Consider the following 26,426-nt stretch of genomic DNA (forward strand, 5'->3'; position numbering starts at 1 on the left):
TATACTACTTCTCCTATTTTTTACGAATAGATAAGTATGATTGATTTTTATTTTTTTCTTGTCGGGAGCATTCTCGCTTCCTTTCTTGGTTTGGTCATTGACCGCTTTCCAGAGCAATCCATTATCAGTCCAGCCAGTCACTGCGATTCCTGTCAGACTCGCTTGCGTCCCTTAGATTTGATTCCGATTTTCTCGCAGGTGCTCAGTCGCTTTCGCTGTCGCTACTGCAAGGCTCCTTATCCATTCTGGTATGCCCTCTTTGAACTCGGCTTAGGAATCCTCTTTCTAGCTTGGTCTTGGGAGTGGATTTCCTTGGGTCAAGTCATCCTAATCACTGCTGGTTTGACCTTGGGCATCTACGACGTTCGCCATCAGGAATATCCCTTACTGGTCTGGATGACTTTCCACCTAATCCTCATGGCTTCCTCTAACTGGAATCTAGTCATGGTCTTCTTTCTTGCCCTTGGAATTGCGGCTCATTTTATCGATATTCGTATGGGCGCAGGTGATTTTCTCTTTTTAGCTTCTTGTGCTCTCGTCTTTAGCGTAACGGAGTTACTGATCTTGATTCAGTTTGCTTCTGCAATAGGAATTCTAGCCTTTCTCCTGCAAAAGAAAAAGGAAAGACTTCCTTTCGTGCCTTTCCTCTTACTTGCTGCTTGTGTGATTATTTTTGGTAAGCTACTGCTTGTTTGATAAAGTCCTGAATCGGCTCTCCTTCATGGAGAGCTTTTACAATTTTCGAACCAACGATAACACCATCTGATACCGCATTGAAGCGTTCTACATCGGCTTGACTAGATACACCAAAACCTGTCAAGACTGGGATATCGGCCACTTGATGCAATTGTGCCAAGTGCTTGTCCAAGTCTGCACGGTAATTGCCTGATTTCCCTGTCACCCCATTGATAGCAACGGCATAGACAAAACCTTCTGCCCCTTCAATCAATTCTTTCTGACGCTCAATCCTTGTCGTCAAACTAACTAGAGGAATCAAGGCGATGTCTGTATCTGCCAAAAAAGGCTCTACAAAGTTGGCATGCTCATGGGGCAGGTCTGGGATAATCAAGCCCTTAACCGCTGTATCTGCCAAATCTTTGACAAAGTTCTCCACACCGTACTGAAAGAGGGGGTTGAAGTAAGTCATGATAACAAGTGGCACCTCTGTTTCAATGGTTTTCAAGGTTTCAACCAAAGCCTGGGTAGAAGTTCCGTTGGCTAGACTGCGCAAGCCAGCTTCTTCGATAACAGGTCCATCTGCAACAGGATCTGAAAAGGGAATGCCCACTTCAATGGCGGAAACACCCAAATCTTCTAAAAAGTGGATTGTTTCACCGAGACCATCCAAACCTTTCTCGTGGTCTCCAGCCATGATATAGGGAACAAAAATTCCTTTTCCAGATGCTTTTATAGCGTTCAATTTTTCTGTTAGAGTCTTAGGCATGAGCTTCTCCCTTCTTTGCTGCATCTGCTTCCAAGCGGTCTTTGACTTGAACCACATCCTTGTCCCCACGACCTGATAGGCAGACAATCATGGACTTATCTGGACCGAGTTCTTTGGCCAATTTCACCGCAAAGGCAACGGCATGGCTAGATTCCAATGCTGGGATAATCCCTTCCACACGAGACAAGAGTTGGAATCCTTCCAAGGCTTCCTCGTCTGTCACAGGAACATAGCTAGCACGTTTGATATCGTGGTAGTGAGAATGTTCTGGACCGATACCAGGATAGTCCAAACCTGCTGAGATAGAGAAGGCTTCAAGAATTTGACCATGGGCATCTTGAAGCACATCCATGAGGGAACCGTGAAGAACACCAGGACGACCCTTGGTCAAGGTAGCTGCGTGGTGCTCTGTGTCTACACCAAGTCCAGCTGCTTCAGCCCCATACATGGCTACTGACTCATCTTCCACAAATGGATGGAAGAGCCCGATAGCATTAGAACCACCACCAACACAGGCTACTAGGGCATCTGGCAGATTTTTACCTGTCAAGTCACGGTACTGTTGTTTAGCTTCTCGACCAATGACACTTTGGAAGTCACGAACGATTTCTGGGAATGGATGAGGCCCCAAGGCAGAACCAAGAATATAGTGGGTATCATCGATATTAGCTACCCATGAACGAAGGGCTGCATTGACCGCATCCTTGAGCACGCGCGAACCATCTGTCACAGCCTCAACCTTGGCTCCCAAAAGCTCCATTCGGAAGACATTGAGGGCTTGGCGTTTAACATCCTCTTCACCCATATAGATGGTACATTCCATGTTAAAGAGAGCTGCAGCAGTTGCAGTTGCCACACCGTGCTGACCAGCACCTGTTTCTGCGATAATTTTCTTTTTACCCATGCGTTTGGCAAGCAAAACTTGTCCCAAGGCATTGTTAATCTTATGGGCCCCTGTATGGTTGAGATCTTCTCGTTTGAGGTAAATCTTGGCTCCGCCGATATACTGGGTCAAGTTTTTTGCGTAGTAAAGGGGAGTTTCACGCCCTACATACTGGCGTAAGAGTTGGTTTAATTCCTCTTGGAAACTTGGGTCTGCCTGGCTTTCACGATAGGCCTTCTCCAACTCCAAAACTGCTGTCATCAATGTTTCTGGGACAAAACGTCCGCCGAATTTTCCGTAAAATCCATCTTTATTTGGTTCCTGATATGCCATTCTTTACCCTCTCTATAAATCTTCTAATCTTTTCATGATCTTTTTGTCCATCTGTCTCCACTCCGCTCGATACATCTACTGCATAGGGAGTAAAGTGTTGAATTGCTTTTACTACATTGTCTTCCTTAAGGCCACCTGCGATAAAGAAAGGCTGAGTTAATCCAGTCGTATCCAGTTGACCCCAATCAAAGGTCTGGCCACTCCCAGCTACAGGGGCATCAAAGAGTAGATAGTCTGCCTGAGAATTGGGCACATGACCCTCTCCATCCACCTGCACAGCCTGAATGCTAGCACAAGGCACATTCTCAAATAAATCATCCGCCACCTGACCGTGAACTTGAACCAAATCCAAGCCAACTTTGTCAATCGCTTCCAGCAGTTGAGCTCGACTTGGTGAAACAAATACACCAACCTTTTTTACGTCTACAGAAATAAACTTTGCCAGCTCAGCAGCCTGATCCAAGGTCACTTGTCTTTTACTAGGTGCGAAGACAAAACCGATATAGTCGGCTCCTGCTGAAACGGCTGTTTCTACCGCTTCTTTGGTCGATAATCCGCAAATTTTAACCTTTGTCAATCTGCAACTCCTTGATTCTCTGGGCCACATCTTCTGCCTGCATAAGAGCTGTCCCAACTAAAATTCCGTTAAAGTATGGCGCTACTCGTTCCGCATCCTGCCCTGTGAAAATGGCAGATTCAGAAATGTACAAGCAATCATCTTTGAAATGTTTAGCCAAATCTACACTGGTCTGCAAGTCGACCTCAAAGGTAGTCAAGTTGCGGTTATTGACCCCGATAATCTGGGCACCAAGTCTGTGAGCTACCTCTAGTTCAGCTAGATTATGAGTCTCCACTAAAACTTCCAGACCAAGCTCTGTCGCGTAGTCATACAGTTCCTTGAGGCGTTCTTCTGACAAGGCTGCCACGATGAGCAAGATAACTGTTGCACCTGCATTTCGAGCACGGATGATTTGCTTTTCATCGATGATAAAGTCCTTGTTAAGCGTCGGAATCTGTACCTGACTGGAAATCTCCCGCAGATAATCCAAATGTCCTTTAAAGAAAACTTCATCTGTCAGAACAGAAATCATCACTGCTCCGTTCGTTTCATAAGTCTGGGCCTGTTGCACAATATCCACATCGAGATTGATATCTCCCAGACTAGGGCTAGCTTTCTTGACCTCAGCGATTACCTGCAAGCGGTCTTGATGATTCTTCAAAAAGTCAGCCAAGCGATAGGTCTGGCGCAAGGGCTGGATTTCCTCCAGCTCCATCTGCTCCACCTCACGCGCCTTCTGCTCCAAGATTCGGGATAAAAATTCCTGACTCATTTTTGGTACTCCTGTAATAGTCTGAGTTTTTCAAGGGCCTTGCCACTAGCAATCACTTGACGGGCCAAGGCAACTCCTTCCTTGATACTAGCTACCTTACCATTAGCATAGAAACCAAGACCAGCATTTAAGACCGTAGTTTCCAAGAATGGACTTGGTTCATTTTTCAGAACGCTGAGCAAAATTTCTGCATTTTCCTGAGCATTACCTCCACGAATATCTTCGATAGCGTAGCCTTCCATGCCCAAATCCTCTGGAGTAAAGCTTGATAGGGTGATTTCGCCATTTTCAAGAAGTGCAATTTTGGTTGTTCCGTTCAAGCCGGCTTCATCTAGCCCTTCTGGCCCAGCAACCACAACAGCACGTTTGCGACCCATATTTTTCAAAACCTGAGCTGTACTTTCTAGCAGTTCTGGACGACTAATACCAAGAAGCTGTGTTTCCAAAGCCATTGGGTGAATCAGGGGACCAGTCAAGTTCATGATTGTTGGAATTCCCAATTCCAAACGAGCTGGCATGATGTATTTCATAGCTGGGTGCATATTTTTTGCAAAGAGAAAGACAATTCCAGTTTTATCAAAGACCTTACCTAGTTCAGCTGGTTTGAGGTCTAGGTTGATACCCAAGGCTTCGAGAACATCTGCAGAACCAGATTTAGAAGAAATCGAACGGTTACCGTGTTTTGCCATATGAACACCGCCACCAGCCAAGACAAAGGCTGCAGTTGTAGAGATGTTAAAGCTGAAAGACTTGTCCCCACCTGTACCACAGTTATCCATGGCATCATGAATCTCAGTTGGAATGTGTTGGGCATGTCCTCTCATGACTTGGGCAATGGCTGTGCGTTCTTCAGGTGTTTCCCCCTTCATCTTAAGAGCCAAAAGGAGAGAAGCAATCTGCGCCTCCGTTACACGCCCAGTTACGATACGCTCGATGACATCCGTCATTTCCACACCTGATAAATTTTCAAATTTTGCTAGTTTTTCAATAATATCTTTCATCCTAGTTTCCTCACTTTACAACCTTCTCGATAAAATTCCGAATAGAAGACAAGCCATCTGGCGTTCCGATACTCTCTGGATGGTACTGGAAGCCATAAATCGGTAGATTTTTATGTTGAATCCCCATAATGGCTTGGTCGTCAGTCGAACGAGCTGTCACTTCAAAGTCTTCTGGCATTTCCTCAATCAAAATACTGTGGTAACGCATGACTGCACGGCCATCCTCGATGCCTTGATACAAAACAGATGGCGCTTCAAAGCTGATATTGCTCTGTTTCCCATGCATGACTTTTGGCGCCAAACCTAACTTACCACCAAAGACTTCTGCAATGGCTTGGTGCCCCAAACAAATCCCTAGAATTGGTTTCTTGCCTGCAAAATCACGAATCATATCTTCCATCTTACCAGCATCAACTGGCCAACCAGGACCAGGAGAAAAAACCAGACCATCTGCTTTTTCAGCTTCTTCATACAGCTTGAGATCATCATTTCTCAAGACCTGCACTTCCGCAAAATTCCCAATGTATTGAGCCAAGTTATAGGTAAAAGAATCATAGTTATCAATCAATAAAATCATGGTCTTAGTTCTCCAATTCTAGTCATAGATTTAGCTTTGTTAATGGTTTCTTGGTATTCGTTTTGGGCGATAGAGTCATAGACAATCCCTGCCCCAGCCTGCACATAGGCTGTTTGATTTTTGAGAATCATCGTTCGAATGGCAATGGCCAAATCCATATCGCCCGTCGCAGATAGGTAGCCAATTGCTCCTGCGTATACTCCCCGTTTTTCTGTTTCCAATTCATAGATACGTCTCATAGCTCGAATCTTTGGTGCTCCTGAAACTGTTCCAGCTGGAAGTGTTGATTTTAAAGCATCTATAGCAGTGAGTTCTGGAAGCAAACGCCCCTTGACCACGCTGGTCAAATGCATGACATAGCGGAAGAGCTCCACTTCCATATACTTGGTGACTTGAACACTTGCCGTTTCAGAGATGCGGCCAATATCATTACGCCCCAAGTCTACTAACATTCGATGCTCTGCTGTTTCCTTCTCATCCGAAAGCAGGTCTATCGCCAAAGCCTTGTCTTCTTCATCCGTAGCTCCTCTTGGTCGCGTACCGGCAATCGGATTGGTTGTCACGATGCCATTTTTGACAGAAACCAAACTTTCTGGACTGGCACCGATGATTTGATAATCTCCAAAATCATAGAAATAAAGGTAATTAGATGGATTGGTCACGCGAAGATTTCTGTAGAAGTCAAATGGATTTCCAGTAACTTCTGCTGAGAAGCGCTGGCTGAGTACACATTGGAACATATCGCCATTACGAATCAAGTCACGAGCTGTTTCCACCATTTCCTCAAACTTCTGAGGGGCGATATGGGGTTTGAAGTCTAACGGAGATAGATCCAAGTCTTCAAATTCATTTGGAGCAGGAATGCGTAATTCCTCAAGCACTTGGTTCAATGCTTTTTCCAAGTCTTCTTGACTACGCTCACTATAGAGAGCATCCTCGATGACATGGATTTTTTCCTTCTTGTGGTCAAAGACCATGTAACTCTCATAGACGAAGAAATGCATGTCTGGCGTTCCAATCGTATCTTGAGGGATTTGACCAATTTCTTCATAAAGCGAAATCATATCGTAACCGACAAAGCCAATAGCTCCCCCACCAAAAGGTAGATCTGAATGGTGTTGGCTCTTATGAGTCACTTCATAAAGGAAATCCAAGGGATCACGATCAATCACTTGCCCATTTTGATAAAGAACTCCATTTTCAAACTTAATCTCAAAAACTGGATTATAAGCTAAGATAGAAAAACGAGCTGTTTCCTTGTCTCTCGGAATACTCTCTAAGATCACCTTGTGTTGCCCCTTTAGGCGCATATAAGCCAATATTGGTGATAAGACATCTCCATGAATGATTCTTTCCATTATAATTTCCCTTTCAGTTCTTTTCTTTATAGACTTTTAGTCTTAATTTATTATCTTTTTCTATTTCCCTTAAATAGTGCGGACGGGAGGTAAAATTATCCAGTGGATGATTTTAGAAATCCATGAAATAAAAGACCTAATTTTTGAGCTCCTAGCTCATTCATTTCTAGTCTCGGACTAAAATAGTTCCCCGAACTATTTTACTCTCAAAAATTCCGTCCTAGAGAAGCATCTTTGCTTCTCTAGGATACCACTATGGCGGGAAACATCTTTTAGAAACTCACTTCGTTCGTAAATATTCTATAACGACCTATTTATTGAAAATATTTAAAAAATTAATCGCAATATCTGCGGTAAATATATAAAAATCCCCACGCAAAATAACTTGCGTGAGGACGAAATTCGCGGTGCCACCTCAATTATAGGATTTCTCCTATCTCTCATTCCTGTCTCAGAAACCTCCTGTAACAGGCTGTGCGATAAAGGGCACTCCCTTGAGAATTATGTTTTCTTCTCTCGTTTCAGATGGACCCAACCTTACAGCTTTCTCTGCTTGTTTCCAGCAACCACAAGCTCTCTGTGAGAGAAAGGACTGTAATTTTTCCATCTTTTATTTTTTAGCTTCTAGGTAGTCTGCAATCGCAGCTACGTCCTTGTCTCCACGACCAGAGACATTGATGATGATAATGTCGTCTTTACTTAGTTTCGGTGCACGTTTAACTGCTTCTGCGATAGCGTGCGAACTTTCAATCGCTGGGATAATTCCTTCAGTCTTGCTGAGAAGGAGGAGAGCCTGAACAGCTTCTTCGTCTGTTGCAGCCACATATTCCACGCGACCTGAATCCTTGAAGTAGGCGTGTTCTGGACCAACCCCTGGATAGTCCAATCCAGCTGAGATAGAGTAAACTGGAGCTAGCTCTCCGTCTTCCTTAAAGACTGCATAGGTCTTCATACCGTCAACAATTCCGATACTACCTTTTGTCATAGTAGCTGCGTGCTTGTCTGTATCAAGTCCATGACCAGCAGCTTCGACCCCAACCAATTTAACTTCTTCATCAGCCACATACTGAGAAAAAGCACCGATGGCATTAGAGCCACCACCTACACAGGCAATAACGTAGTCTGGTAAACGACCTTCTTTTTCTAAGATTTGACGGCGAGATTCTTCACTGATGACCTTTTGGAACTCATGAACAATGGTAGGATAAGGGTGAGGACCTACAGCAGATCCCAGAACATAGAAGGCTTCAAGGTCATTCATCCATGCTCCAAAGGCTGCATCAACCGCATCCTTAAGAGTTCGTGTCCCCGTTTCAACTGCATGAACAGTTGCTCCCATCATCTCCATACGGAAAACATTGAGACGTTGACGTTCCACATCCTCTGCTCCCATGTAGACATCACAGGCCATACCAAACTTGGCTGCAGCCGCTGCTGTCGCAACCCCGTGCTGACCAGCCCCTGTTTCCGCGATCACTCGTTTTTTACCCATACGTTTGGCCAGAAGAATTTGCCCTAAAACGTTGTTGAGCTTGTGAGAACCAAGGTGGTTAAGGTCTTCACGTTTGAGATAAATCTTAGCTCCACCTAGGTGCTCTGTCAAACTTTCTGCAAAATAGAGAGGTGTTTCGCGACCTGAATAGTCCTTCAAGTAATGACGAAATTCTGCCAAAAACTCTGGATCATCTTTGTACTTGTCAAATGTCACTTCCAACTCATCCAACAAAGCCTGAATCGGCTCCGGTACAAAACTACCACCAAATTGTCCAAAATAACCTTTAGTTGTCATAAAATTTTCCTCTTTCTATATTAATTCGGCTTTTTGTTTGCTTTTAGTAGTAGGCAAGGAGCTGCAGATAGAACTTTAAGTTCATCAAAGCAACTTAACGCCCTAATAAAAGAAAAACAAAATGACCGAAAGAAAAAAGCCCACACACAGAATTAAATTCCATGTGAGGGCGTTGGTAACGCGGTGCCACCTCAATTATAAAGGGACTATCCCTTTACATCTCTGCCTTGTCTAACAACAAGTTGCACTGTAAGGTGTGCGCACCGAATTTTCATTGTTTCAAATTCATTTTTAAAATCAGCCCACTTTCACTAATTCCAACCACCTGTTCACAATCACCACAGGCTCCCTGAAGATCAAAAATAGTTACTTTTCTGATTTGTTGAACTTATTTTAATACTTTGTTTTTTCTTTGTCAAGACTTTTTTACGATTTTTTTGATAAAGTTAGCACTTTTTCAGAAACTGTTTTGAAAGTCTCAATGATATAGTCCACTTCTTCATCGCTTAATTTAGTGTGAAGAGGAAGGGTAATTTCATTTTCAAAGAAGGCATAGGCTCTTGGATAATCTGCCATATCAAAACCAAGATTCTTATAAGCTGTCAAGAGCGGAAGCGGTTTGTAGTGGACGTTACTTGCAATTCCTGCTTTAGCTAATTCTTGGATGATGAGGTTGCGCTCTTCTAAACTTGCTCCTTCTACATGGGTGATGTAGAGATGGCGTGAAGATTCTACAGTATCAGTCTTGTGTGCCAATGGATGGATACGAGAACCTGCAAAACCACGATCATAGCGGTCCACGATGTCCTTACGACGTTGCAACAAATTTGGATAGCGGTTCAATTGTACCAAACCAAGTGACGCCATGATATCGGTCATGTTGCACTTGTAGGCTGGTGTGACAATATCGTATTCCCATGAACCCAGTTGCATCTTGGCAAGAGCATCCTTAGTTTGCCCGTGAAGGGAAAGAATTTGGAATTCCTTGTACATCTCTTCGTCGTCAATCGCTGGATTAGATTTCCAAGTGGCACTTCCACCTTCAGCAGTTGTAAAATTCTTAACGGCGTGGAATGAGAAGGAAGTAAAGTCAGCTATAGAACCAGCAGGTTGCCCTTTATAAGTAGATCCCAAAGCATGGGCACTATCAGAAACAATCACAATACGGTTAAAGGCTTTTTGCCACTTGCTTGATGCAGTAAAGAGGTCACGTTTTTTCTCCACAACTTGGAACAAACGGTCATAGTCGCAAACAATCCCCGCAAGCTCAACAGGAATAATCACCTTAGTCTTTTCAGTAATGGCCTTCTCAAGAAGGTCATAGTCCATCTCAAAAGTATCTGCTTGGATATCCACCATGACAGGGCTTGCTCCTACGTGTGTGATAACACTACATGAAGCTGTATAGGTCATAGCTGGAACGATGACTTCGTCACCAGGACCAACTTCTAAGACACGCAAAATCAACTCAAGAGCTGCAGTTGCAGAGTTGAGGCAGACAGTCTTTGGCGTCTGTGTATATTGGGACAAGCGACGCTCTAGTTCTTTTGTCTTTGGACCAGTTGTAATCCAACCAGAACGAAGGGTATCCGCTACTTCAGCAATTTCTGCTTCCGTAATATCGGGTGGTGAAAATGGAATATTGTAATTTGGCATTGATTTGCTCCTTTTATCTGTACTCATTTTCTCATGACTACTTTATTTTAGCACTTCAAACACGGTTTGAAACATGATTTTGATGTCTCCAAGAAAACTAAACTCTCGGAGATAGGCAAGGTTATAGCGCATCTTTTCAGGAAGGACGTGTTCGACATAGGCTTGGTCAACTGACAGGCCTTTTTCGGTCATTTGACTGATGATAGTATCCTCATCCTTGTAGTTGATGCTGGCTGGAGAGGTAATCCCTGCTGGCAAAAGCAAGGTTGCCATCATTTCAGGGTTATACTGCTCTGTGTAACGAGGCACTTCAGGACGCGTCCCTACAAAGGACATCTCACCTTTCAGGACATTGACCAGCTGAGGCAGTTCGTCCAAACGGACACGGCGGATAAAATTGCCAACCTTGGTAATGCGGCTATCGTTAGCAGAAGTCACCAGACTCCCTTTTTTATCTGCATCCGTCACCATGGTACGGAACTTCCAAATCTTGAAAGGTCGATTGTACTGGGTCACGCGCTCTTGCTTGTAAATCACTGGTCCCTTGCTATCCAACTTGATCCAAATGCCCAAGATGAGAAAGATAGGAGAGGTCAGAACCAGCAAAACCAAGGCCAGAACCCAGTCCAAGCAACGCTTAAAAATCAGCGAACCCTTCCTTTTAGAGACAAGCTGGTAGTAAGACTCAACCTCGCTTGATTTCATTTCCACGGGCAAGTCTTCCCATTTCAGCATGCTGTTTCTCCTTTGTTTTTATTATACTATTTGTCAACATTTTTCATTATACCACAAAATGGAAAAGGCGGTGAAAGAAATCTGTAATTTGAAGTATTGCCTTCTTATGCTCAATGAAAATCAAAGTACAGCTTTTAGGTTGCAGATAAAGCTGACCTTGTTTTAAGAGATTTTCAAAGATTATTAAGACATGGCACCCGCCTGCAAGCTATACATCTTGTGATAGGTTCCTCCCAGAGCCAAGAGTTCCTCATGGGTTCCACTCTCGATAATGCGCCCCTTGTCCAATACGTAGATACAGTTGGCGTCTTGGATGGTAGAAAGACGGTGGGCGATGGCAATGGTTGTCCGCCCCTGTCTCATCTTAGCCAGTGAAGCTTGAACCAAACTTTCTGTTTCAGAGTCAATATTAGCTGTTGCTTCATCCAAAATCAGGATTTTAGGCTGACTGGCGACTGTTCTAGCAAAGGCAAGAAGCTGACGCTGACCAGTAGAGAAGCTCGAACCACGCTCAGAAACAGGGGAATCATAACCCTGCGGAAGCTCCTGAATAAAGGAATCTGCATCCACGAAGGCTGCAGCATCCTGAACCTGCTCATCACTGATTTCTTGGTACATGGCGATATTGGATTTAATGGTTCCATGATAGAGGAAGGGATCCTGCAAGACCAGACCGATGTTCTTTCTCAGCTCTTCCTGACTATAGTTCCTGATATCCACACCATCTAAAAGAACTCGCCCTGACTGAAATTCATAAAAGCGCATGAGAACATTGATAATAGACGATTTCCCAGAACCTGTATGACCCACAAAGGCAATGGTCTCACCCTTGTTAACGGAGAAAGAAATATCATCCAGAATCGGATGTTTTCCATCATAAGAAAAACATACATGTTCAAAACGGATATTGCCTTCTTTGATCTCGGCCTGTCCATTTTCTTGAAGAGGCTCATAGGTCCTCTCGTCAATCAAGGCAAAGACACGACCTGCAGAAACCATAGAAGTTTGAAGGGTTGAAAAGTTTTGCGTCACTTCAATCAGGGGATCAAAGAGGCGGTTGATGTATTGGATAAAGGCATACATGGTTCCTGCCGTTATTCCCAGATAAAGCCCACGGTAACCAAAGTAGGCCATCAAGACAGCATAGCCTAGGAGTTTCAGCAAACTCATGGCAGGACGTAAAAAGAGGGCATCCAAGGCCACAGAACGGTTGGCGTAGATCAAGTGTTCTTGGTTGATTTCATCAAAATCTGACTGTAGGCGCTTCTCTTGATTAAAGGCCTGGATTATTCTGATTCCCTCTATGTTTTCAGCCAGCTTGCTATTGATATCTGACAAGAGACTTCTGGTTTTCTCAATAATCTTGACGGATTTTTTCCGATAGAGATTGACCAAAAGGAAAATCAAGGGGAGAAAGAGCAATACTAATGCTGTCAAACGAAAATCCAGCACCAACATGGTATAAAGGGTTGTCAGAAAGATGAAAACTGCTGAGATAAAGCTGGATAAAATCCCTGAAAACATATCACTGATAGTCTCGGTGTCATTTGTCAAACGAGAGACGATAGAGCCTGCTGGCGTCTTGTCAAAATAAGACATGCCCAATTTCTCCATATTGGCAAAGGCATCCCGACGAATATCCCTAACAATACTGTAGGACACGCGCGCAAAGAGAAGATTGCCGACATACTGAACTAGAGTTTGAAGAATATAAAGGCCATAGTAGACCAGCAAAACGGTCACAGCAAGTTGATTGAGATTGCTCAGATACTGGTCAATGAAGTGGGAAGCCACAAGGGGAATGACACTTTTAATGACCGTCGTTGCTAGTAGAAAACTGAGTGCCAAAAAAGTCAGGAGTCCATAAGGCTTGAGATAGGACATCAAGCGCTTCAATACAGCCCATTGTTCTTTCTTATTCTGCATCTTCTTCTCCCTTCATTTCCAGCTGCTGAGACTGGTAGGTTTGGGCATACCAGCCATCCAAAGCTAGCAAGTCTTCGTGCGTACCCCGTTCGATAATTTGACCATTTTGCAGGACTAAAATCAAATCTGCATGGACAACCGCACTCAGGCGATGAGCCGTAATAATGGTTGTCTTGTCCTTTCGCGTCTCCTTAAGATTGTCAATAATCGCATACTCTGTCTTGGCATCCACGGCAGACAAGGAATCATCTAAAATCAAAATATCTGGGTCCAAAATCATGGCCCGACTCATGGCCAGACGTTGCTTTTGACCACCTGAGAGACTGACTCCCTTTTCACCAATCAAGGTATCAAAGCCTTGAGGCATGGCTAGAATGTCTTGGTAAACTTGAGCTAGCTTCGTCACTTCCTCGACTGCTGAAAGTGATAAGTTAGGATTTCCAAAGCGAATATTGTCTAAGATAGAGGTCGCAAAGAGAAACTGGTCCTGGGGGACATAGCCCATAAGACTACGAAGGTCTGTCAGACGATAGTCCCGAATATCGTGACCATTTAGATAAATGGCTCCCTTGTCCACATCGTATTCACGTAATAGAAGCTTGATCAAGGATGTTTTCCCAGAACCTGTCTGCCCGACCAAGCCTAATGTTTGCCCTTTTTCCAAACTAAAGTGAATATCCGTCAGTGTTTCATCATCTTCAAAGGCAAAACTATCAATATTGTACTCCAAGCGCCCATTTTCAATGCCATCTAAAGGAAACTCAGGGTCTTGTACAGGTGATTTCTGAGACAACAATTCCTCAATCCGCTGGTAGGAAACCTTCCCACGCTGAGTGATATTAAAGAGGAAACCAATAGCCATAAGAGGCCAAACCAGCATATCCAAATAGCTGATAAAGGTAACCAGATTTCCAACCGTAATCTGCCCTTTCTGAACCATCAAGGAGCCGACCAAGAGGGTTAGCACATAGGATGAACCAACAAACAAGAGAACCATGGGATCAAAGAGGCTATCGTACTTCATGGTTTGCAGGTTCTTTTGGAAGGTTAATTCATTGACTGCCTGAAAGGACTTAAGCTCATCCGCTTGATAACCGAAGGACTTGGTCACTTTGATACCTGATACGGACTCCTGTACCTTGTTATTGAGTTCAGAAAAGGCAGCTTGCGATTCTCCAAAAGCCTTGTGAGTCTTTCTTCCTAGACGACTGGTCGCATAAGCCATGAAAGGCAGGGGCAAAATGGCAACCAGAGTCATCTGCCAGGAAATGCTAAAGAGCATGGTCAGCAAAGTCACTAGAGCCGTGATAGAGGCATCCACCGCAGACATAACCCCTCCACCTGCAAGACGAGTCAAGGCATTGATATCGTTGGTTGCGTGTGCCATCAAGTCCCCCGTCCGATAGGTCTGATAAAAGGCTGGAGACATTTTTGTAAAATGCTCAAACAAGCGAGACCGCATAATCTGCCCCAAACGGTAGGAAGTCCCAAGGATATACATACGCCAAACATAGCGCAGATAGTACATCCCAAAGGCCGCAAGCAACAGGTAAAATAGGTCAAGAAGGAGGTCCTGCTGGGTTAATTGCTCCAATGTAATGTCATCAATGACCCGCCCCATGACCATAGGGGGAATGAGATTGAGGACGGAAACCAAGACCAGGGCCACAATCCCCACTAAATAACGGCGTTTTTCTAACTTGAAAAACCACCACAGTTTTTGAATAATGGACATAACATCCCTTTCTGATTGCAAATGGAAACCTGAGGCCAAGACTCAATGAAAATCAAAGAGCAAACTAGGAAACTAGCCGCAGGTTGCTCAAAGCACTGCTTTGAGGTTGTAGATAGAACTGACGAAGTCAGTAACCTACATACGGCAAGGCGACGTTGACGTAGTTTGAAGAGATTTTTGAAGAGTACAAGACCCCAGGTTTTTCTTATTCATAGGTTACGACTGTAACAGCCCCCTTGTCATACTCAGCGATAAAGATGTTGGCAACATTATCATGCCCTTGCTTGCTGAGATTATCAAGCAGCCACTCTTCGCTACGACCAATCGACTCCAAAACATCAACTTGAATCACACCGTCAGTCACAACTGGATACTTAGGATTTTCATCTCCCATTTGGACCACGATGAGTTGGCCATTTTGCTCCTGCACAGCTCGTTTAACTTGCTTCATCTGGAAAATCCCTTGGCTACGAAGTTTGAGTGCTACATCCGCTGCAGACAAGCCAACTGAACGACAGGCTTCTGGGTCAATCTTCCCATTTTTGATAAGAAGAGTTGGTTTTCCATCAATCAAGCGTTTGACAAAGCGAACATTGTTATTGAGCCACTTGAGGGTCAAAACCAAAATCGTCCACATCATCAGAATCACTGCGTATTGCAGAATACTGATTGAACTATTGTAAATCACCCCACCGATGATACCACCAAGAACATAGTTCTGAATTTGGTCTGTCGCAGAATTAGGTGCCAGATTCCCCTTTCCGGTCACATTGATAACGAAAACCAGCGAAAAGAGGCCCAAGGCCAGTTTGATTAAAATTTCCATATAGTTGAGTGTCATTTGTTTACCTCCACCAATTCAATAGCGTCTGTTTGATGCAATTCTAATTTCTCTAAAAGATACTTGTCTGGTTGGCTCCCGTTCATGGCGCGGTAGACATTTGGACCTACCTTGACAAGCGCTCCATCAGTGGTTGCAGAAGTATTGACATAAACTTCTGATTTATCCACTCCCAAGTCTTTGGAAACAACCTCTATGAAATGAAGGGAGGTTTGAAATTGGTTGTTAGAGGCTTGATTGGTCTGGTATTTTGAAATTGTCACCAAAAGCATGGCTACCAAAGTCAGGGCCAAAATCATGACCAATTCCCTAAACTTAGTCCCCTTTTTATCTCGATAGGCTTTAAAAGCAAAAAAAACTGTGATAGCTAGGAGAACAATCCCAAAGCCAATCATGATGCCATTTTGCTGACTGATTTGGCTAAGTACATAGTCATATGAGTAAAATTTCATTTATTTTCACGCCTTTTCATAAAATCATTCTTCATTATAAATGAAAGAGGGTGATTTTTCAAACCATACGTTGGGGAAATAGAGTTTTTTTTGGTATAATAAAATCTATAATCTGAATGAAAAAAGGTAACTTTATGAAACTTATCTCATGGAATATTGATTCCCTCAATGCTGCCCTAACAAGTGACTCAGCTCGTGCAAAATTGTCCCAAGAAGTCCTACAAACCTTGGTCGCTGAAAATGCTGATATTATCGCTATCCAAGAAACCAAGCTTTCTGCCAAGGGCCCTACAAAGAAACATCTGGAAATTTTAGAAGAACTCTTCCCAGACTACGAAAACACGTGGCGTTCTTCCCAAGAGCCTGCCCGCAAAGGCTATGCTGGAACCATGTTCCTTTATAAGAAAGAACTTACACCAACTATCAGCTTCCCAGAAATCGGTGCCCCTTCTACCATGGACTTGGAGGGTCGTATCATTACTCTAGAATTTGATGAATTTTTCGTGACTCAGGTCTACACACCAAATGCTGGCGACGGTCTCAAACGCTTGGAAGAACGTCAAGTCTGGGATGTCAAATATGCTGAGTACTTGGCTGGACTAGACAAAGAAAAACCAGTCCTTGCGACCGGTGACTATAACGTAGCCCACAATGAAATCGACCTTGCAAATCCTGCCAGCAACCGCCATTCACCAGGATTTACCGACGAGGAGCGTGCTGGATTTACCAACCTTTTAGCAAATGGATTTACGGATACCTTCCGCCACATTCACGGCGATGTTCCAGAACGCTACACTTGGTGGGCACAGCGCAGCAAGACTTCTAAAATCAATAATACAGGCTGGAGAATCGACTACTGGCTCACAAGTAACCGCATCGCTGACAAGGTGACCAAGTCTGACATGATTGACTCCGGTGCGCGTCAAGACCACACACCCATTGTCATGGAGATTGAGCTCTAAGGAGAAAACTAATGGACTATCAAGCTGTCATTCCTGAATTTGTAGTATCTGACCTCGAAAAGTCACGTCACTTCTACTGCAACCTGCTAGGATTCTCTGTCGAATACGAGCGTCCAGAGGAGAAATTTCTCTTCCTCTCGCTTGAAGACTGCCAACTTATGCTAGAAGAAGGCAGCACAGAAGAATTAGCTCAGCTGACCTATCCTTTCGGGCGCGGTGTCAATATTTCCTTTGGCATTGCAGATGTTCCTCAGCTCCACCAAAAACTGCTGGAAGCTGACTATCCTATCCATCGTCCCCTGACCAAAAGAGAATTTCGAGTGGGAGATAGCTTTATTTACCCTCATGAATTTGCGATTTTGGATCCTGATGGTTATTTTTTAAGATTTAGTGAATAGAATAATAAAGATTGGGAAAAAGTCTTTAAAGTTAGAAAGAGGCATATTGTCAGGTGTTTAAAAAACTAATAATATGCCCTTTTATGATGGAAAAACCTTCTAAATGTTAGCTAATAAGTTATTTTTTGCCCATTTTTATTATATTTGTTCGTTTTTTTAAAACCAAAACACTAACAAAATATTTGATTTCTAAAGTTATTTAGTATAAAATAAAAACATTGGCTCAAGCCTATTTGAAATTGAATATCATTTTACTTGTTTATGTCGTGAATTGGCACGACGTTTCTACAAGGTGCCGGAACACCTAACAATAAGTAAGTCAGAGTGAGGTATGGTCGTTTTTGCCATGCCTATTTTGGGGACTTACTTAGAGATTAAGTAGGTCCTTTTTCTATCCGTTTTACTGGATAGAAATCTGAAACAAGCAAATGGATTGGCTTTTAGAATTTAGGAGGTCTTATGAAATTATTAGAAGAGCGCATCCTCAAGGATGGGCATATCTTGGGTGATAACATCCTCAAGGTGGATTCCTTTTTAACCCACCAAGTTGACTTTAGCTTGATGCGAGAGATTGGTAAGGTTTTTGCGGAAAAATTTGCTTCTGCTGGTATTACCAAAGTCGTAACCATTGAAGCGTCAGGTATTGCCCCAGCCGTTTTTACAGCTGAAGCCTTAAACGTTCCCATGATTTTCGCTAAAAAAGCTAAAAACATCACTATGAATGAAGGTATCTTAACTGCCGAAGTTTACTCCTTTACCAAGCAGGTAACCAGCACCGTTTCTATCGCTGGAAAATTCCTCTCACCAGAGGACAAGGTCTTGATTATCGACGATTTCCTTGCTAATGGCCAAGCTGCCAAAGGCTTGATTCAAATCATCGAACAGGCTGGAGCAACAGTCGAAGCTATCGGTATTGTGATTGAAAAATCTTTCCAAGATGGCCGTGATTTGCTTGAAAAAGCAGGCTACCCCATCCTATCACTCGCTCGTTTGGATCGTTTTGAAAATGGTCAAGTTATTTTTAAGGAGGCAGATCTCTAATGCAAACTCAAGAAAAACACTCGCAAGCAGCCGTTCTTGGCTTGCAGCACTTACTAGCCATGTACTCTGGATCCATCCTGGTTCCCATCATGATTGCAACAGCCCTTGGCTATTCAGCTGATCAGTTGACTTACCTGATTTCTACAGATATCTTCATGTGTGGGGTAGCAACCTTCCTCCAACTCCAACTCAACAAATACTTTGGGATTGGACTCCCAGTCGTTCTTGGAGTTGCCTTCCAGTCGGTAGCTCCCTTGATTATGATTGGGCAAAGCCATGGTAGTGGTGCTATGTTTGGTGCCCTTATCGCATCAGGGATTTACGTGGTTCTTGTGTCAGGTATCTTCTCAAAAGTGGCCAATCTCTTCCCATCTATCGTAACAGGATCTGTTATTACCACGATTGGTTTAACCTTGATCCCTGTCGCTATTGGAAATATGGGAAATAACGTTCCAGAGCCAACTGGTCAAAGTCTCTTGCTTGCCGCTATTACTGTTCTGATTATCCTCTTGATTAACATCTTTACCAAAGGATTTATCAAGTCTATCTCTATTTTGATTGGTCTGGTTATTGGAACTGCCATTGCTGCTAGCATGGGCTTGGTGGACTTCTCTCCTGTTGCAGCAGCACCGCTTGTCCATGTCCCAACTCCACTCTACTTTGGGATGCCAACCTTTGAAATCTCATCTATTGTCATGATGTGTATCATCGCAACAGTGTCTATGGTTGAGTCTACTGGTGTTTATCTAGCCTTGTCTGATATCACAAAAGATCCAATCGACAGCACGCGCCTGCGTAACGGTTACCGCGCAGAAGGTTTGGCCGTACTTCTCGGAGGAATCTTTAACACCTTCCCTTACACAGGATTTTCACAAAACGTTGGTTTGGTTAAATTGTCAGGTATCAAGACTCGCCTGCCAATCTACTACGCAGCTGGTTTCCTGGTTCTCCTTGGACTCCTTCCTAAGTTTGGCTCCCTTGCCCAAATCATTCCGAGCCCTGTCCTCGGCGGTGCCATGCTGGTGATGTTTGGTTTTGTATCTATTCAAGGGATGCAAATCCTCGCTCGTGTGGACTTTGCTAACAATGAACACAACTTCCTTATCGCAGCTGTATCAATCGCTGCAGGTGTCGGACTCAACAACAGTAATCTCTTCATCAGCATGCCGACAGCCTTCCAAATGTTCTTCTCAAACGGAATCGTCGTAGCCAGCCTACTCGCCATTGTCCTCAATGCCGTATTAAATCATAAAAAGAAATAAGAAAAAGAGGTGTGAGCCTCTTTTTTGTGTTGGTGAAAATCACTTAATTCCACTTACCATCTATTTAATTAAAAATCTTTTAGAACTATCCAAACCTCATCAAAGTTTTTTCTGATATTTCTAAACTTATATCTTTACCAAGGTTATTTTGTATAATATCTCGAATTTCAGAAAAATCTATCTCCCTTATACCTTCATTCAGATAATTATAAATATACTCAGAAAATGTATTAGCTTTAATCAAAACTATATCTTGCCCTTTAATATCATATTTTACGCTCGGCACATATCTTGGAGTTACCACAATCGTATACTTTGCTCCAATAAGTTCCCTATGATGAGCTAGTCTCCCAGCATTCAAACTCGGTAACTTATTAGCTGTAGATTTTGCTTCTACTGAAAACTTTTCAGGTATAGGTAGATATACACATTCGATATCAGTTCTACCAGGACCAGATAATTTTTGCGCATCAACGTTGCAAAATAAATTGAATGCATCTTCTAAAACATCCTCAAATTTATTAAAGGTTTTACCATCCTCATTTAAAGCAAACTCTTCAATTAATTTTGGCAATCTCAAAATTTCTGTTGGTAGTTCTGTAACTTTTTCTCCTAATTCCTTTAAAAGAACATCTGGATAAAATGAGTATATCTCCTTAATAACTTCAGATGTTTGTCGTTTATCATCTCCCAATTTCAATGTCTCACTAAATAAAGAATACTCCATTAAAAGATTTTGAATAAAAGGCTTTACTTCATCACTTAACAAAAAATAGCCATCAGTTACTGTTCGACCAGTTTTTTTAGTACTTGGATTTTTTACTGGATGGTATAATTTACCTGAAAAATCTCCCTGATGTCTTACAAAAACACCCTGCGAATGTAGTAATCGTAAAACATAATATTCCCATTCATAGACAGATTTTACAATTTCTTCTTCCTTCTTTTTAAGATTTCTAAATTTCTCTTGACTAGTGAGATTTCTTGAATATAAAATATCTCTCACTAAATTTTCATAGATTTGTGGAGACATCTCTTTTAGATAAATTATGTAATTATATATTTCATAGTTAAAGAGCTTCCCCCCTAGTCTTTCATCAAGTAACAAATTGAATATCAATCTAAATGGGTATAATGAAAATTCTGTACTTGGTTTACTGGCAGGATGTGGAAACTGAATTCCGGCTAACATTGTTGAAAATATTTTAGATGTTTTTTCTTTATCATTAATATTATTTAAAAATAAATTACCTAATGGACTAAAAACAAATTTTTTGGTTTTATCTATTTTCGATGCATATCCAAACATATAATATGATAGCTCATCAATTCGATGATTTATTGAATCAAGCGGCATATTCCTGGCTGATTCTCTAGGGTGATATATACTGTTTTCTTTTAAAGTTTGAAATAATTGCCTCTTTTCTTCCGATGAAATACCTGATTTTTTCTCCTTTAAATATAAGGCAACACCTACAAGCACATCAATATTATTAGTATGCTTTTTAAATATCCAATGTTCTTTATTTTGCAAATTCTTCTCCTCCACTTGGATAACAAATCTTTTCCATCATTTTAGGTGGAATAGCTTCTCCAATAATTGTTCTAATAAAAGTATCTGAAGTACCTTTAGGAAATTCGATATCCGGTGATATCGAACTAACTAAAAATGTTTCTAATAAAGATAAAACCCGCGAATCAGAATAAGTGCCATCAGATTGTTTACGTCCTGGATGAACATTATTATGCGAGCTAACACTCCCACTATAAGTCGTACGCGCTGGCGCAGGCTCATCCCATTTCATTCTCTTGTAGGTATTATGAAACCCTGATATTTTTTCTCCATTTTCCTTTTTCGGATAATAAACCTCATTTTTCATAGCACTAGTTCCTGTCTCAGTATGCTTCAAAGCCTCTTCAATGCTATCTCTAATTTTAGGTACGTAGTGCCATTTTATATTTGATTTTTCTCCATTGCCTAAAGAAGGAAGATGACCAATCACCTCTTTTAAAGGGATTATATCTTCTGTCTTCGGTAAATTCCATTTTAAATGTTTCTTCCACAGTCTAATTATAGCTCTTGGCCTAGACTGTGCAACACCAAGAAATTTCGCATCTAAAATATCTATATCTATATTATATTTATGATAGTACTTTAACCTAAGGATATCTGATAAAAGTAATAGTTCTCCATTGTATGGAAAATACATTTTTAAAAATCTTGGTACATTCTCAATCAAAATATAATCTAAGTCAAGCTGTTCAATAAAATCAAATACTTCAAGAACTAAAAAATTACGACGATCAACTTCAAAATGTTCTTGTAGCTTGTTTTTCCCTACAGAACTAAAACCCTGACAAGGTGGGGTAGCAATTAGCACTTTTACTTCCTGTTTTTTTGAAAAACTAATCATTTTACTTTTCAATGCATCATCAGTGATACTTCCTTGAAACATTTTTGTTCTCGGGTAGAAAAAACTATAACAGTCAGCACGTTTCTTTATTAGCTCATTGGCACCTACAAATTCTAAGTTACCTTTATGTAAATTCAATTCTCCAATTCCAGCACTTGAAAACAGAGAAAATGCTTTAATTTTTGTCATCGATTATTTCCTTTACTAAAACTTCAATTAAGCGAGGGGGTACACACTCTCCTAACACTTGTCTAATTAGTATTTCCGAGGTATCTTCAGGAAAGTTAATATCATCTGGTAAGCCAGTCAATCTAAATAGTTCTAAAATTGTCATAACCCTAGAATCGGAATAAGTACCATCTGTATTTTTTCTTCCTGGGTGGACATTTCTTTGAGAACTGATGGCATCATTTCTAATAGTAATAGTCGGAGATGGCTCGTCCCATTTAATTCTCCTATAACTTGAATTAAAGCCCTTAATACGCTCCCCACTCTTCTTTCTTGGGAAATAAATTTTGTTGTCAAATGCTGAACTTCCAGTTGGCGTATGCTTCATCCACTCAACCTGTCTATCATCATGTTTACGAGCAAAATGCCATTTAATATTGGATTTTTCACCTGACTCTAAAGAGGGCAAATCTCCTATTACTTCTTCTACAGTAGTATAAAGTTCATTTTTCGGAGGTTCATTCCATACTTTTCCTTTCTTACTCATACGAATAATTGCTCTTTTTCTATGTTGTGGCACTCCGTAATCAGCCGTGTCAAAAATTTTTGAAATGATATTATACTCAGCTCCAACTTCTCTCCTAAGAATCTCTTCTATATTTAAATACTCATTATTATACTTCAATACTAGTTTCAATAACAGTGGAACATTTTCAATAATGATATAATCAGGATTAAGATCCTTTATTGCTTCAATTACTGATAATATAAGATAGTTTCTATTATCTGAAGACATCTCTTCAGATTTTCTATTTTTACCAGCTACACTCATTCCTTGACAAGGTGGTGAAGCAATAATAAAGTCAATTTTTTGTTTCTTTGTTGCTTTAATTATTTTATTATAGATTATTTCATCAGTAATATCACCTACAACAATTTCACATTGGGGATAAAGTTCTTTATGAAGGTTTGCTCTTTTTTCTAAAAGTTCATTTGCAACTATAATATCTATTCCATTTCTCGCAAGAAAATACTCCCCAATTCCAGCACTTGAAAATAATGATAAACCTTTCATACTTCTCCTTATTATTATTAATACTAAAAGCTATTATATCATTTTTAATACAAAAGTTGTTCAGTTATATTTCTTTCCCTATAATGAATTATAGTCGCTACATTTAAATTTATTTGGATTTGCTTAATTTGCCTGACGGAGATTGGATACCATATAGTGAGAACTCGTATAAACACCGATGGAATGGTTTTTTAGATTTTTTTATTTTTTTCCAGCAAAAAAAGATTGAAGAAAATTGTCCAAAATGGACTTTTACTTCAATCTGAGAGGCAGATACCTCTTTTTTTGTTTATCTATATCCTTACCTGTCTGTCTTCTGAGCGCTGGCCTGTAACAAACATGGTAAAGGTTGCTTTGCAGACATTTCTGCCTTCTTGATTGGTGATATCCACATCCACCACACAGGTTGTGCGACCTTGATGGACACATTCTCCTTTAATAGTCAGCACATCATCAAGTTTTCCTGCCTTAAGGTAGTTGATAGAAGACTGGAGCGTCACTCCATCAAGCCCCAGAGATATGACCACCAAACCGCTGATCTGGTCACAGAGAGTAAAGAGATAGCCACCATGGGCATTGCCATAGTAGTTGAGCGACGAATTCACTACTTTTGTCGTCACCACAACGTGACCATCTTTCATCTCTTTAATTTCATAATTTTCAAAAGCTGATATAGCATCAAAGTGAAAATCTTTCATCGTTTCCTCCTGATAGTTCAAACGACACTATAATACTACTTTTTATAGGACTGTGCAAGGATAAAGCTCCTAGTCTGGCAAAATTCCGACCTGTTCCACAAAGCGCATAAAGGCTGTCTGCCCTTGTTCTGTCTGCTTGTAGACTCCTGCATCCTCAAGTACACGCGCAAAGATAGCACCCACAGAGTCCTTGACGATTTCAAGGGCTTCTTCTTTATCCGTTAAATCTGAATGTTGGGCTTTGAGCTTGTCTGCCCATTCCTGATGATAAGAGACAACTGTATCCCCATCTCCCACGAGATAGCTGGCGACTTGCTCCACTTCTGCTTTCAGACGTGGTGGCAAGATTGCCAAGCCCATGACCTCAATCAAGCCAATATTTTCCTTCTTGATATGTTGGACATCCTTGTGAGGATGATAGATGCCATCAGGATGTTCTGCTGATGTTTGATTGTCTCGCAAGACCAAGTCCAACTCAAACTGGCCATCTCGTTTACGGGCTATAGGTGTAATGGTATGGTGTGGTGTTTCATTACTTTCTGCCAAGACTTGCACCCTTGGATCTGAATACTGGCGCCATTCCTGCAAAATCTTGTCAGCTAAGTTGATCAAATCTTCTTTGGAATCCGAAGTCAAACGTAGCACTGACATAGGCCACTTGACAATTCCAGCCTTTACCTGCTCAAAACCTGCAAATCGGAAGGTCTTTTGCAAGGGAGCCAATTCCATAGGGAATACATGACGGCCTCCCTGATAGTGGTCATGGGTTAGGATAGAACCACCAACGATTGGCAAGTCGGCATTAGAGCCTGCAAAATAGCCTGGAAATTGCTCTACGATAGCCAACAGACTTTCAAAACTCTGACGACTAATGGCCATAGGACGATGTTGGCCATCTAAAAAGATACAGTGCTCATTAAAGTAAGCATAGGGCGAATACTGAAAGCCCCATTCCTGACCAGCCATTTCAAAACGGATAATACGGTGGTTGCTGCGAGCTGGGTGGTTAACTCGACCATGGTAGCCCTCATTCTCTAGACAAAGCTGACACTGAGGATAATTACTAGCTTGCACCAACTTGGCTGCCGCAATCTCTTTGGGATCCTTTTCAGGCTTAGAGAGGTTGATGGTAATTTCAAGTTCACCGTAATCAGATGGAACACGATAAGCAATATTTTTAGCAATGGCCTTGAGTTTGATGTAGTCATTTTTCTGGCTGAGTTGATAAAAATCCTCTATCGCCTGCTCAGGAGAGTGGGCATAGGTTTCCCAGAAGTCACGATTGACCTGACTCGGACAAGGGGTCACCAAGTCCATTAGTTCAGCACCAAGAATTTCACGCGCAGTCTGACTATCTTCAATCGTCTCTAATCGAACGGCTTCCTCAACCAGCTGGTCCTTGAGATCAATTAATTTATCCAGATCGGTCTCAACTTCCAAAACACCGTCTCCCACTCGTGCCAAGACACGATTGGTCAGGTAGATTCGATCCATTTCCTCAAAGGTACTTTCTTCAATGACATGTGTTACAAATTTATCTACTAAGGTCACAATAGAGCCTCCTTTTGACTAGTCAAGGACGCGAGTGCCACCTGCAACTTCGGCGATATAGAAGCTTGGAGCGTAGCCAACTACTTCCTCGTAGTGTTTTCCAACAGCTTCCTTAAAGCCATCAACAGTGTCTTTTTGCACCAAGGCAATGGCACATCCGCCAAAACCTGCCCCTGTCATGCGAGCACCGAGAACTCCTTCTTGATCCCAAGCTGTGTGAACAAGAGTATCCAATTCCAAGCCAGTTACTTCATAATCATGCTCCAGAGAAACGTGAGAAGCATTCATCAAACGACCAAAGGTTTCCAAATCACCTGCCTGAAGGGCTGCTTGAGCTTTGAGGGTACGTTGGTTCTCAAGCACAGCATGGCGAGCACGTTTCAAACGATTTTCATCTTTAATCAGGTAGCTATATTGATCAAAGGCCCACTCGTCTAATTCACCCAGGGTCTGAATATCTAAGGCAACTTGCAACTCTTCCACTGCTTTTTCACACTCAGCACGGCGTTCATTATATTTAGAATCCGCCAGTTCACGACGTTTGTTAGTGTTCATGATAACAACGACATTGTCCTTCAAATCAAGTGGCACCAAGTCATACTCTAAAGTGTTAGTATCTAAGTAAATAGCACGTTGGTCTGCACCCATACCGATAGCAAATTGGTCCATAATGCCAGAGTTGACTCCGATAAAGTTGTTTTCTGTTTGTTTTCCGATTTTAACCAAATCCAAACGCTCTAATTTTAAATCAAAGAGATGCTCTGCCACGACCCCTGTCAAAAGTTCCAAGGATGCT

General features: G+C 41.9%; 25 protein-coding genes, 1 riboswitch and 1 other annotated feature. Of the genes, 5 read left to right on the top strand and 20 right to left on the bottom strand.

All coding sequences use genetic code 11. The features are described 5' to 3' along the window. Nucleotides 1-36: 36 nt before the first annotated feature. On the top strand, nt 37-696 hold the full coding sequence (locus tag RWM06_RS00850) for a prepilin peptidase (RefSeq protein ID WP_313969753.1): 660 nt from the start codon (nt 37-39) through the stop codon (nt 694-696). On the opposite strand, the gene trpA is transcribed toward RWM06_RS00850, so the two are convergent. The 14 genes from trpA to RWM06_RS00920 form a co-directional block, all read right to left on the bottom strand. After that, nucleotides 668-1,444, bottom strand: a complete 777-nt coding sequence (gene trpA, locus RWM06_RS00855) for a tryptophan synthase subunit alpha (RefSeq protein WP_313969754.1) — start codon at nt 1,442-1,444, stop codon at nt 668-670. The two genes, RWM06_RS00850 and trpA, sit on opposite strands and share 29 nt — an antisense overlap. Then, nucleotides 1,437-2,660 carry a tryptophan synthase subunit beta gene (gene trpB, locus RWM06_RS00860; RefSeq protein ID WP_313969755.1) on the bottom strand — a complete coding sequence of 408 codons (1,224 nt, stop codon included), beginning with the start codon at nt 2,658-2,660 and terminating at the stop codon, nt 1,437-1,439. Before trpB (RWM06_RS00860) ends, trpA begins: the two co-directional genes overlap by 8 nt. Continuing rightward, nucleotides 2,638-3,237 carry a phosphoribosylanthranilate isomerase gene (locus RWM06_RS00865; RefSeq protein ID WP_313969756.1) on the bottom strand — a complete coding sequence of 200 codons (600 nt, stop codon included), beginning with the start codon at nt 3,235-3,237 and terminating at the stop codon, nt 2,638-2,640. The genes trpB (RWM06_RS00860) and RWM06_RS00865 overlap by 23 nt, the downstream gene beginning before the upstream one ends. Next, nucleotides 3,224-3,991 (bottom strand): indole-3-glycerol phosphate synthase TrpC, encoded by a 768-nt coding sequence (gene trpC / locus RWM06_RS00870; RefSeq protein ID WP_313969757.1) that lies wholly within the window; start codon nt 3,989-3,991, stop codon nt 3,224-3,226. The genes RWM06_RS00865 and trpC overlap by 14 nt, the downstream gene beginning before the upstream one ends. Next, entirely contained in the window at nt 3,988-4,992 is a 1,005-nt protein-coding gene (gene trpD, locus RWM06_RS00875; RefSeq protein ID WP_313969758.1) for an anthranilate phosphoribosyltransferase, read from the bottom strand. The genes trpC and trpD overlap by 4 nt, the downstream gene beginning before the upstream one ends. Nucleotides 4,993-5,002: 10 nt before the next feature. Continuing rightward, a complete protein-coding gene (locus tag RWM06_RS00880; RefSeq protein ID WP_050237118.1) occupies nt 5,003-5,569 on the bottom strand; it encodes an aminodeoxychorismate/anthranilate synthase component II in 567 nt (188 codons plus the stop codon). Further along, entirely contained in the window at nt 5,566-6,927 is a 1,362-nt protein-coding gene (trpE, locus tag RWM06_RS00885; RefSeq protein WP_313969759.1) for an anthranilate synthase component I, read from the bottom strand. The genes RWM06_RS00880 and trpE overlap by 4 nt, the downstream gene beginning before the upstream one ends. Before the next feature lie 388 nt (nt 6,928-7,315). After that, nucleotides 7,316-7,547: a binding site (T-box leader), on the bottom strand. Next, nucleotides 7,538-8,716: a tryptophan synthase subunit beta gene (trpB, locus tag RWM06_RS00890; RefSeq protein WP_004262199.1), complete on the bottom strand. Its 1,179-nt coding sequence runs from the start codon at nt 8,714-8,716 to the stop codon at nt 7,538-7,540. (Overlaps the previous feature by 10 nt.) Before the next feature lie 426 nt (nt 8,717-9,142). Next, complete coding sequence (locus RWM06_RS00895; RefSeq protein ID WP_313969760.1) at nt 9,143-10,372, bottom strand: DegT/DnrJ/EryC1/StrS aminotransferase family protein; 1,230 nt, start codon at nt 10,370-10,372, stop codon at nt 9,143-9,145. A 42-nt stretch (nt 10,373-10,414) separates the two neighbouring features. Further along, entirely contained in the window at nt 10,415-11,107 is a 693-nt protein-coding gene (locus RWM06_RS00900; RefSeq protein WP_313969761.1) for a sugar transferase, read from the bottom strand. Nucleotides 11,108-11,290: 183 nt separating this feature from the next. Beyond that, nucleotides 11,291-13,033 (bottom strand): ABC transporter ATP-binding protein, encoded by a 1,743-nt coding sequence (locus RWM06_RS00905; protein WP_313969762.1) that lies wholly within the window; start codon nt 13,031-13,033, stop codon nt 11,291-11,293. Continuing rightward, nucleotides 13,023-14,768 carry an ABC transporter ATP-binding protein gene (locus RWM06_RS00910; RefSeq protein ID WP_313969763.1) on the bottom strand — a complete coding sequence of 582 codons (1,746 nt, stop codon included), beginning with the start codon at nt 14,766-14,768 and terminating at the stop codon, nt 13,023-13,025. The genes RWM06_RS00905 and RWM06_RS00910 overlap by 11 nt, the downstream gene beginning before the upstream one ends. A gap of 205 nt (nt 14,769-14,973) precedes the next feature. After that, entirely contained in the window at nt 14,974-15,609 is a 636-nt protein-coding gene (locus RWM06_RS00915; protein ID WP_112443820.1) for a DUF421 domain-containing protein, read from the bottom strand. Then, complete coding sequence (locus RWM06_RS00920; protein WP_313969764.1) at nt 15,606-16,061, bottom strand: DUF3290 family protein; 456 nt, start codon at nt 16,059-16,061, stop codon at nt 15,606-15,608. The genes RWM06_RS00915 and RWM06_RS00920 overlap by 4 nt, the downstream gene beginning before the upstream one ends. 134 nt (nt 16,062-16,195) lie before the next feature. On the opposite strand from RWM06_RS00920, the gene RWM06_RS00925 reads away from it, so the two are divergent. From RWM06_RS00925 to RWM06_RS00940, 4 genes are all read left to right on the top strand, one after another. Beyond that, nucleotides 16,196-17,023 (top strand): exodeoxyribonuclease III, encoded by an 828-nt coding sequence (locus RWM06_RS00925; RefSeq protein WP_313969765.1) that lies wholly within the window; start codon nt 16,196-16,198, stop codon nt 17,021-17,023. A gap of 11 nt (nt 17,024-17,034) precedes the next feature. Then, a complete protein-coding gene (locus tag RWM06_RS00930; protein WP_313969766.1) occupies nt 17,035-17,421 on the top strand; it encodes a VOC family protein in 387 nt (128 codons plus the stop codon). A 235-nt stretch (nt 17,422-17,656) separates the two neighbouring features. Beyond that, a riboswitch (purine riboswitch) is annotated at nt 17,657-17,752 on the top strand. A 128-nt stretch (nt 17,753-17,880) separates the two neighbouring features. Next, nucleotides 17,881-18,462, top strand: a complete 582-nt coding sequence (locus RWM06_RS00935; RefSeq protein WP_313969767.1) for a xanthine phosphoribosyltransferase — start codon at nt 17,881-17,883, stop codon at nt 18,460-18,462. Further along, on the top strand, nt 18,462-19,724 hold the full coding sequence (locus RWM06_RS00940; protein WP_313969768.1) for a nucleobase:cation symporter-2 family protein: 1,263 nt from the start codon (nt 18,462-18,464) through the stop codon (nt 19,722-19,724). The genes RWM06_RS00935 and RWM06_RS00940 overlap by 1 nt, the downstream gene beginning before the upstream one ends. A gap of 85 nt (nt 19,725-19,809) precedes the next feature. Here RWM06_RS00940 and RWM06_RS00945 read toward each other — a convergent pair whose 3' ends face one another. The 6 genes from RWM06_RS00945 to RWM06_RS00970 form a co-directional block, all read right to left on the bottom strand. Further along, the gene (locus RWM06_RS00945) at nt 19,810-21,258 is read right to left on the bottom strand and encodes a restriction endonuclease (RefSeq protein WP_313969769.1); all 1,449 of its coding nucleotides are present in this window, start codon (nt 21,256-21,258) and stop codon (nt 19,810-19,812) included. After that, on the bottom strand, nt 21,248-22,327 hold the full coding sequence (locus RWM06_RS00950) for a DNA cytosine methyltransferase (RefSeq protein WP_313969770.1): 1,080 nt from the start codon (nt 22,325-22,327) through the stop codon (nt 21,248-21,250). The genes RWM06_RS00945 and RWM06_RS00950 overlap by 11 nt, the downstream gene beginning before the upstream one ends. After that, entirely contained in the window at nt 22,314-23,381 is a 1,068-nt protein-coding gene (locus RWM06_RS00955) for a DNA cytosine methyltransferase (RefSeq protein WP_313969771.1), read from the bottom strand. The genes RWM06_RS00950 and RWM06_RS00955 overlap by 14 nt, the downstream gene beginning before the upstream one ends. Before the next feature lie 293 nt (nt 23,382-23,674). Next, nucleotides 23,675-24,079 carry a PaaI family thioesterase gene (locus tag RWM06_RS00960; RefSeq protein ID WP_313969772.1) on the bottom strand — a complete coding sequence of 135 codons (405 nt, stop codon included), beginning with the start codon at nt 24,077-24,079 and terminating at the stop codon, nt 23,675-23,677. Between the two features lie 69 nt (nt 24,080-24,148). Beyond that, nucleotides 24,149-25,630 (bottom strand): UDP-glucose--hexose-1-phosphate uridylyltransferase, encoded by a 1,482-nt coding sequence (locus RWM06_RS00965; protein ID WP_313969773.1) that lies wholly within the window; start codon nt 25,628-25,630, stop codon nt 24,149-24,151. A gap of 18 nt (nt 25,631-25,648) precedes the next feature. Further along, on the bottom strand, nt 25,649-26,426 hold a 778-nt coding region (locus RWM06_RS00970; RefSeq protein ID WP_313969774.1), incomplete at its 5' end, for a galactokinase.

The sequence above is a fragment of the uncultured Streptococcus sp. genome, from assembly GCF_963516575.1.
Taxonomy (GTDB): Bacteria; Bacillota; Bacilli; order Lactobacillales; family Streptococcaceae; genus Streptococcus.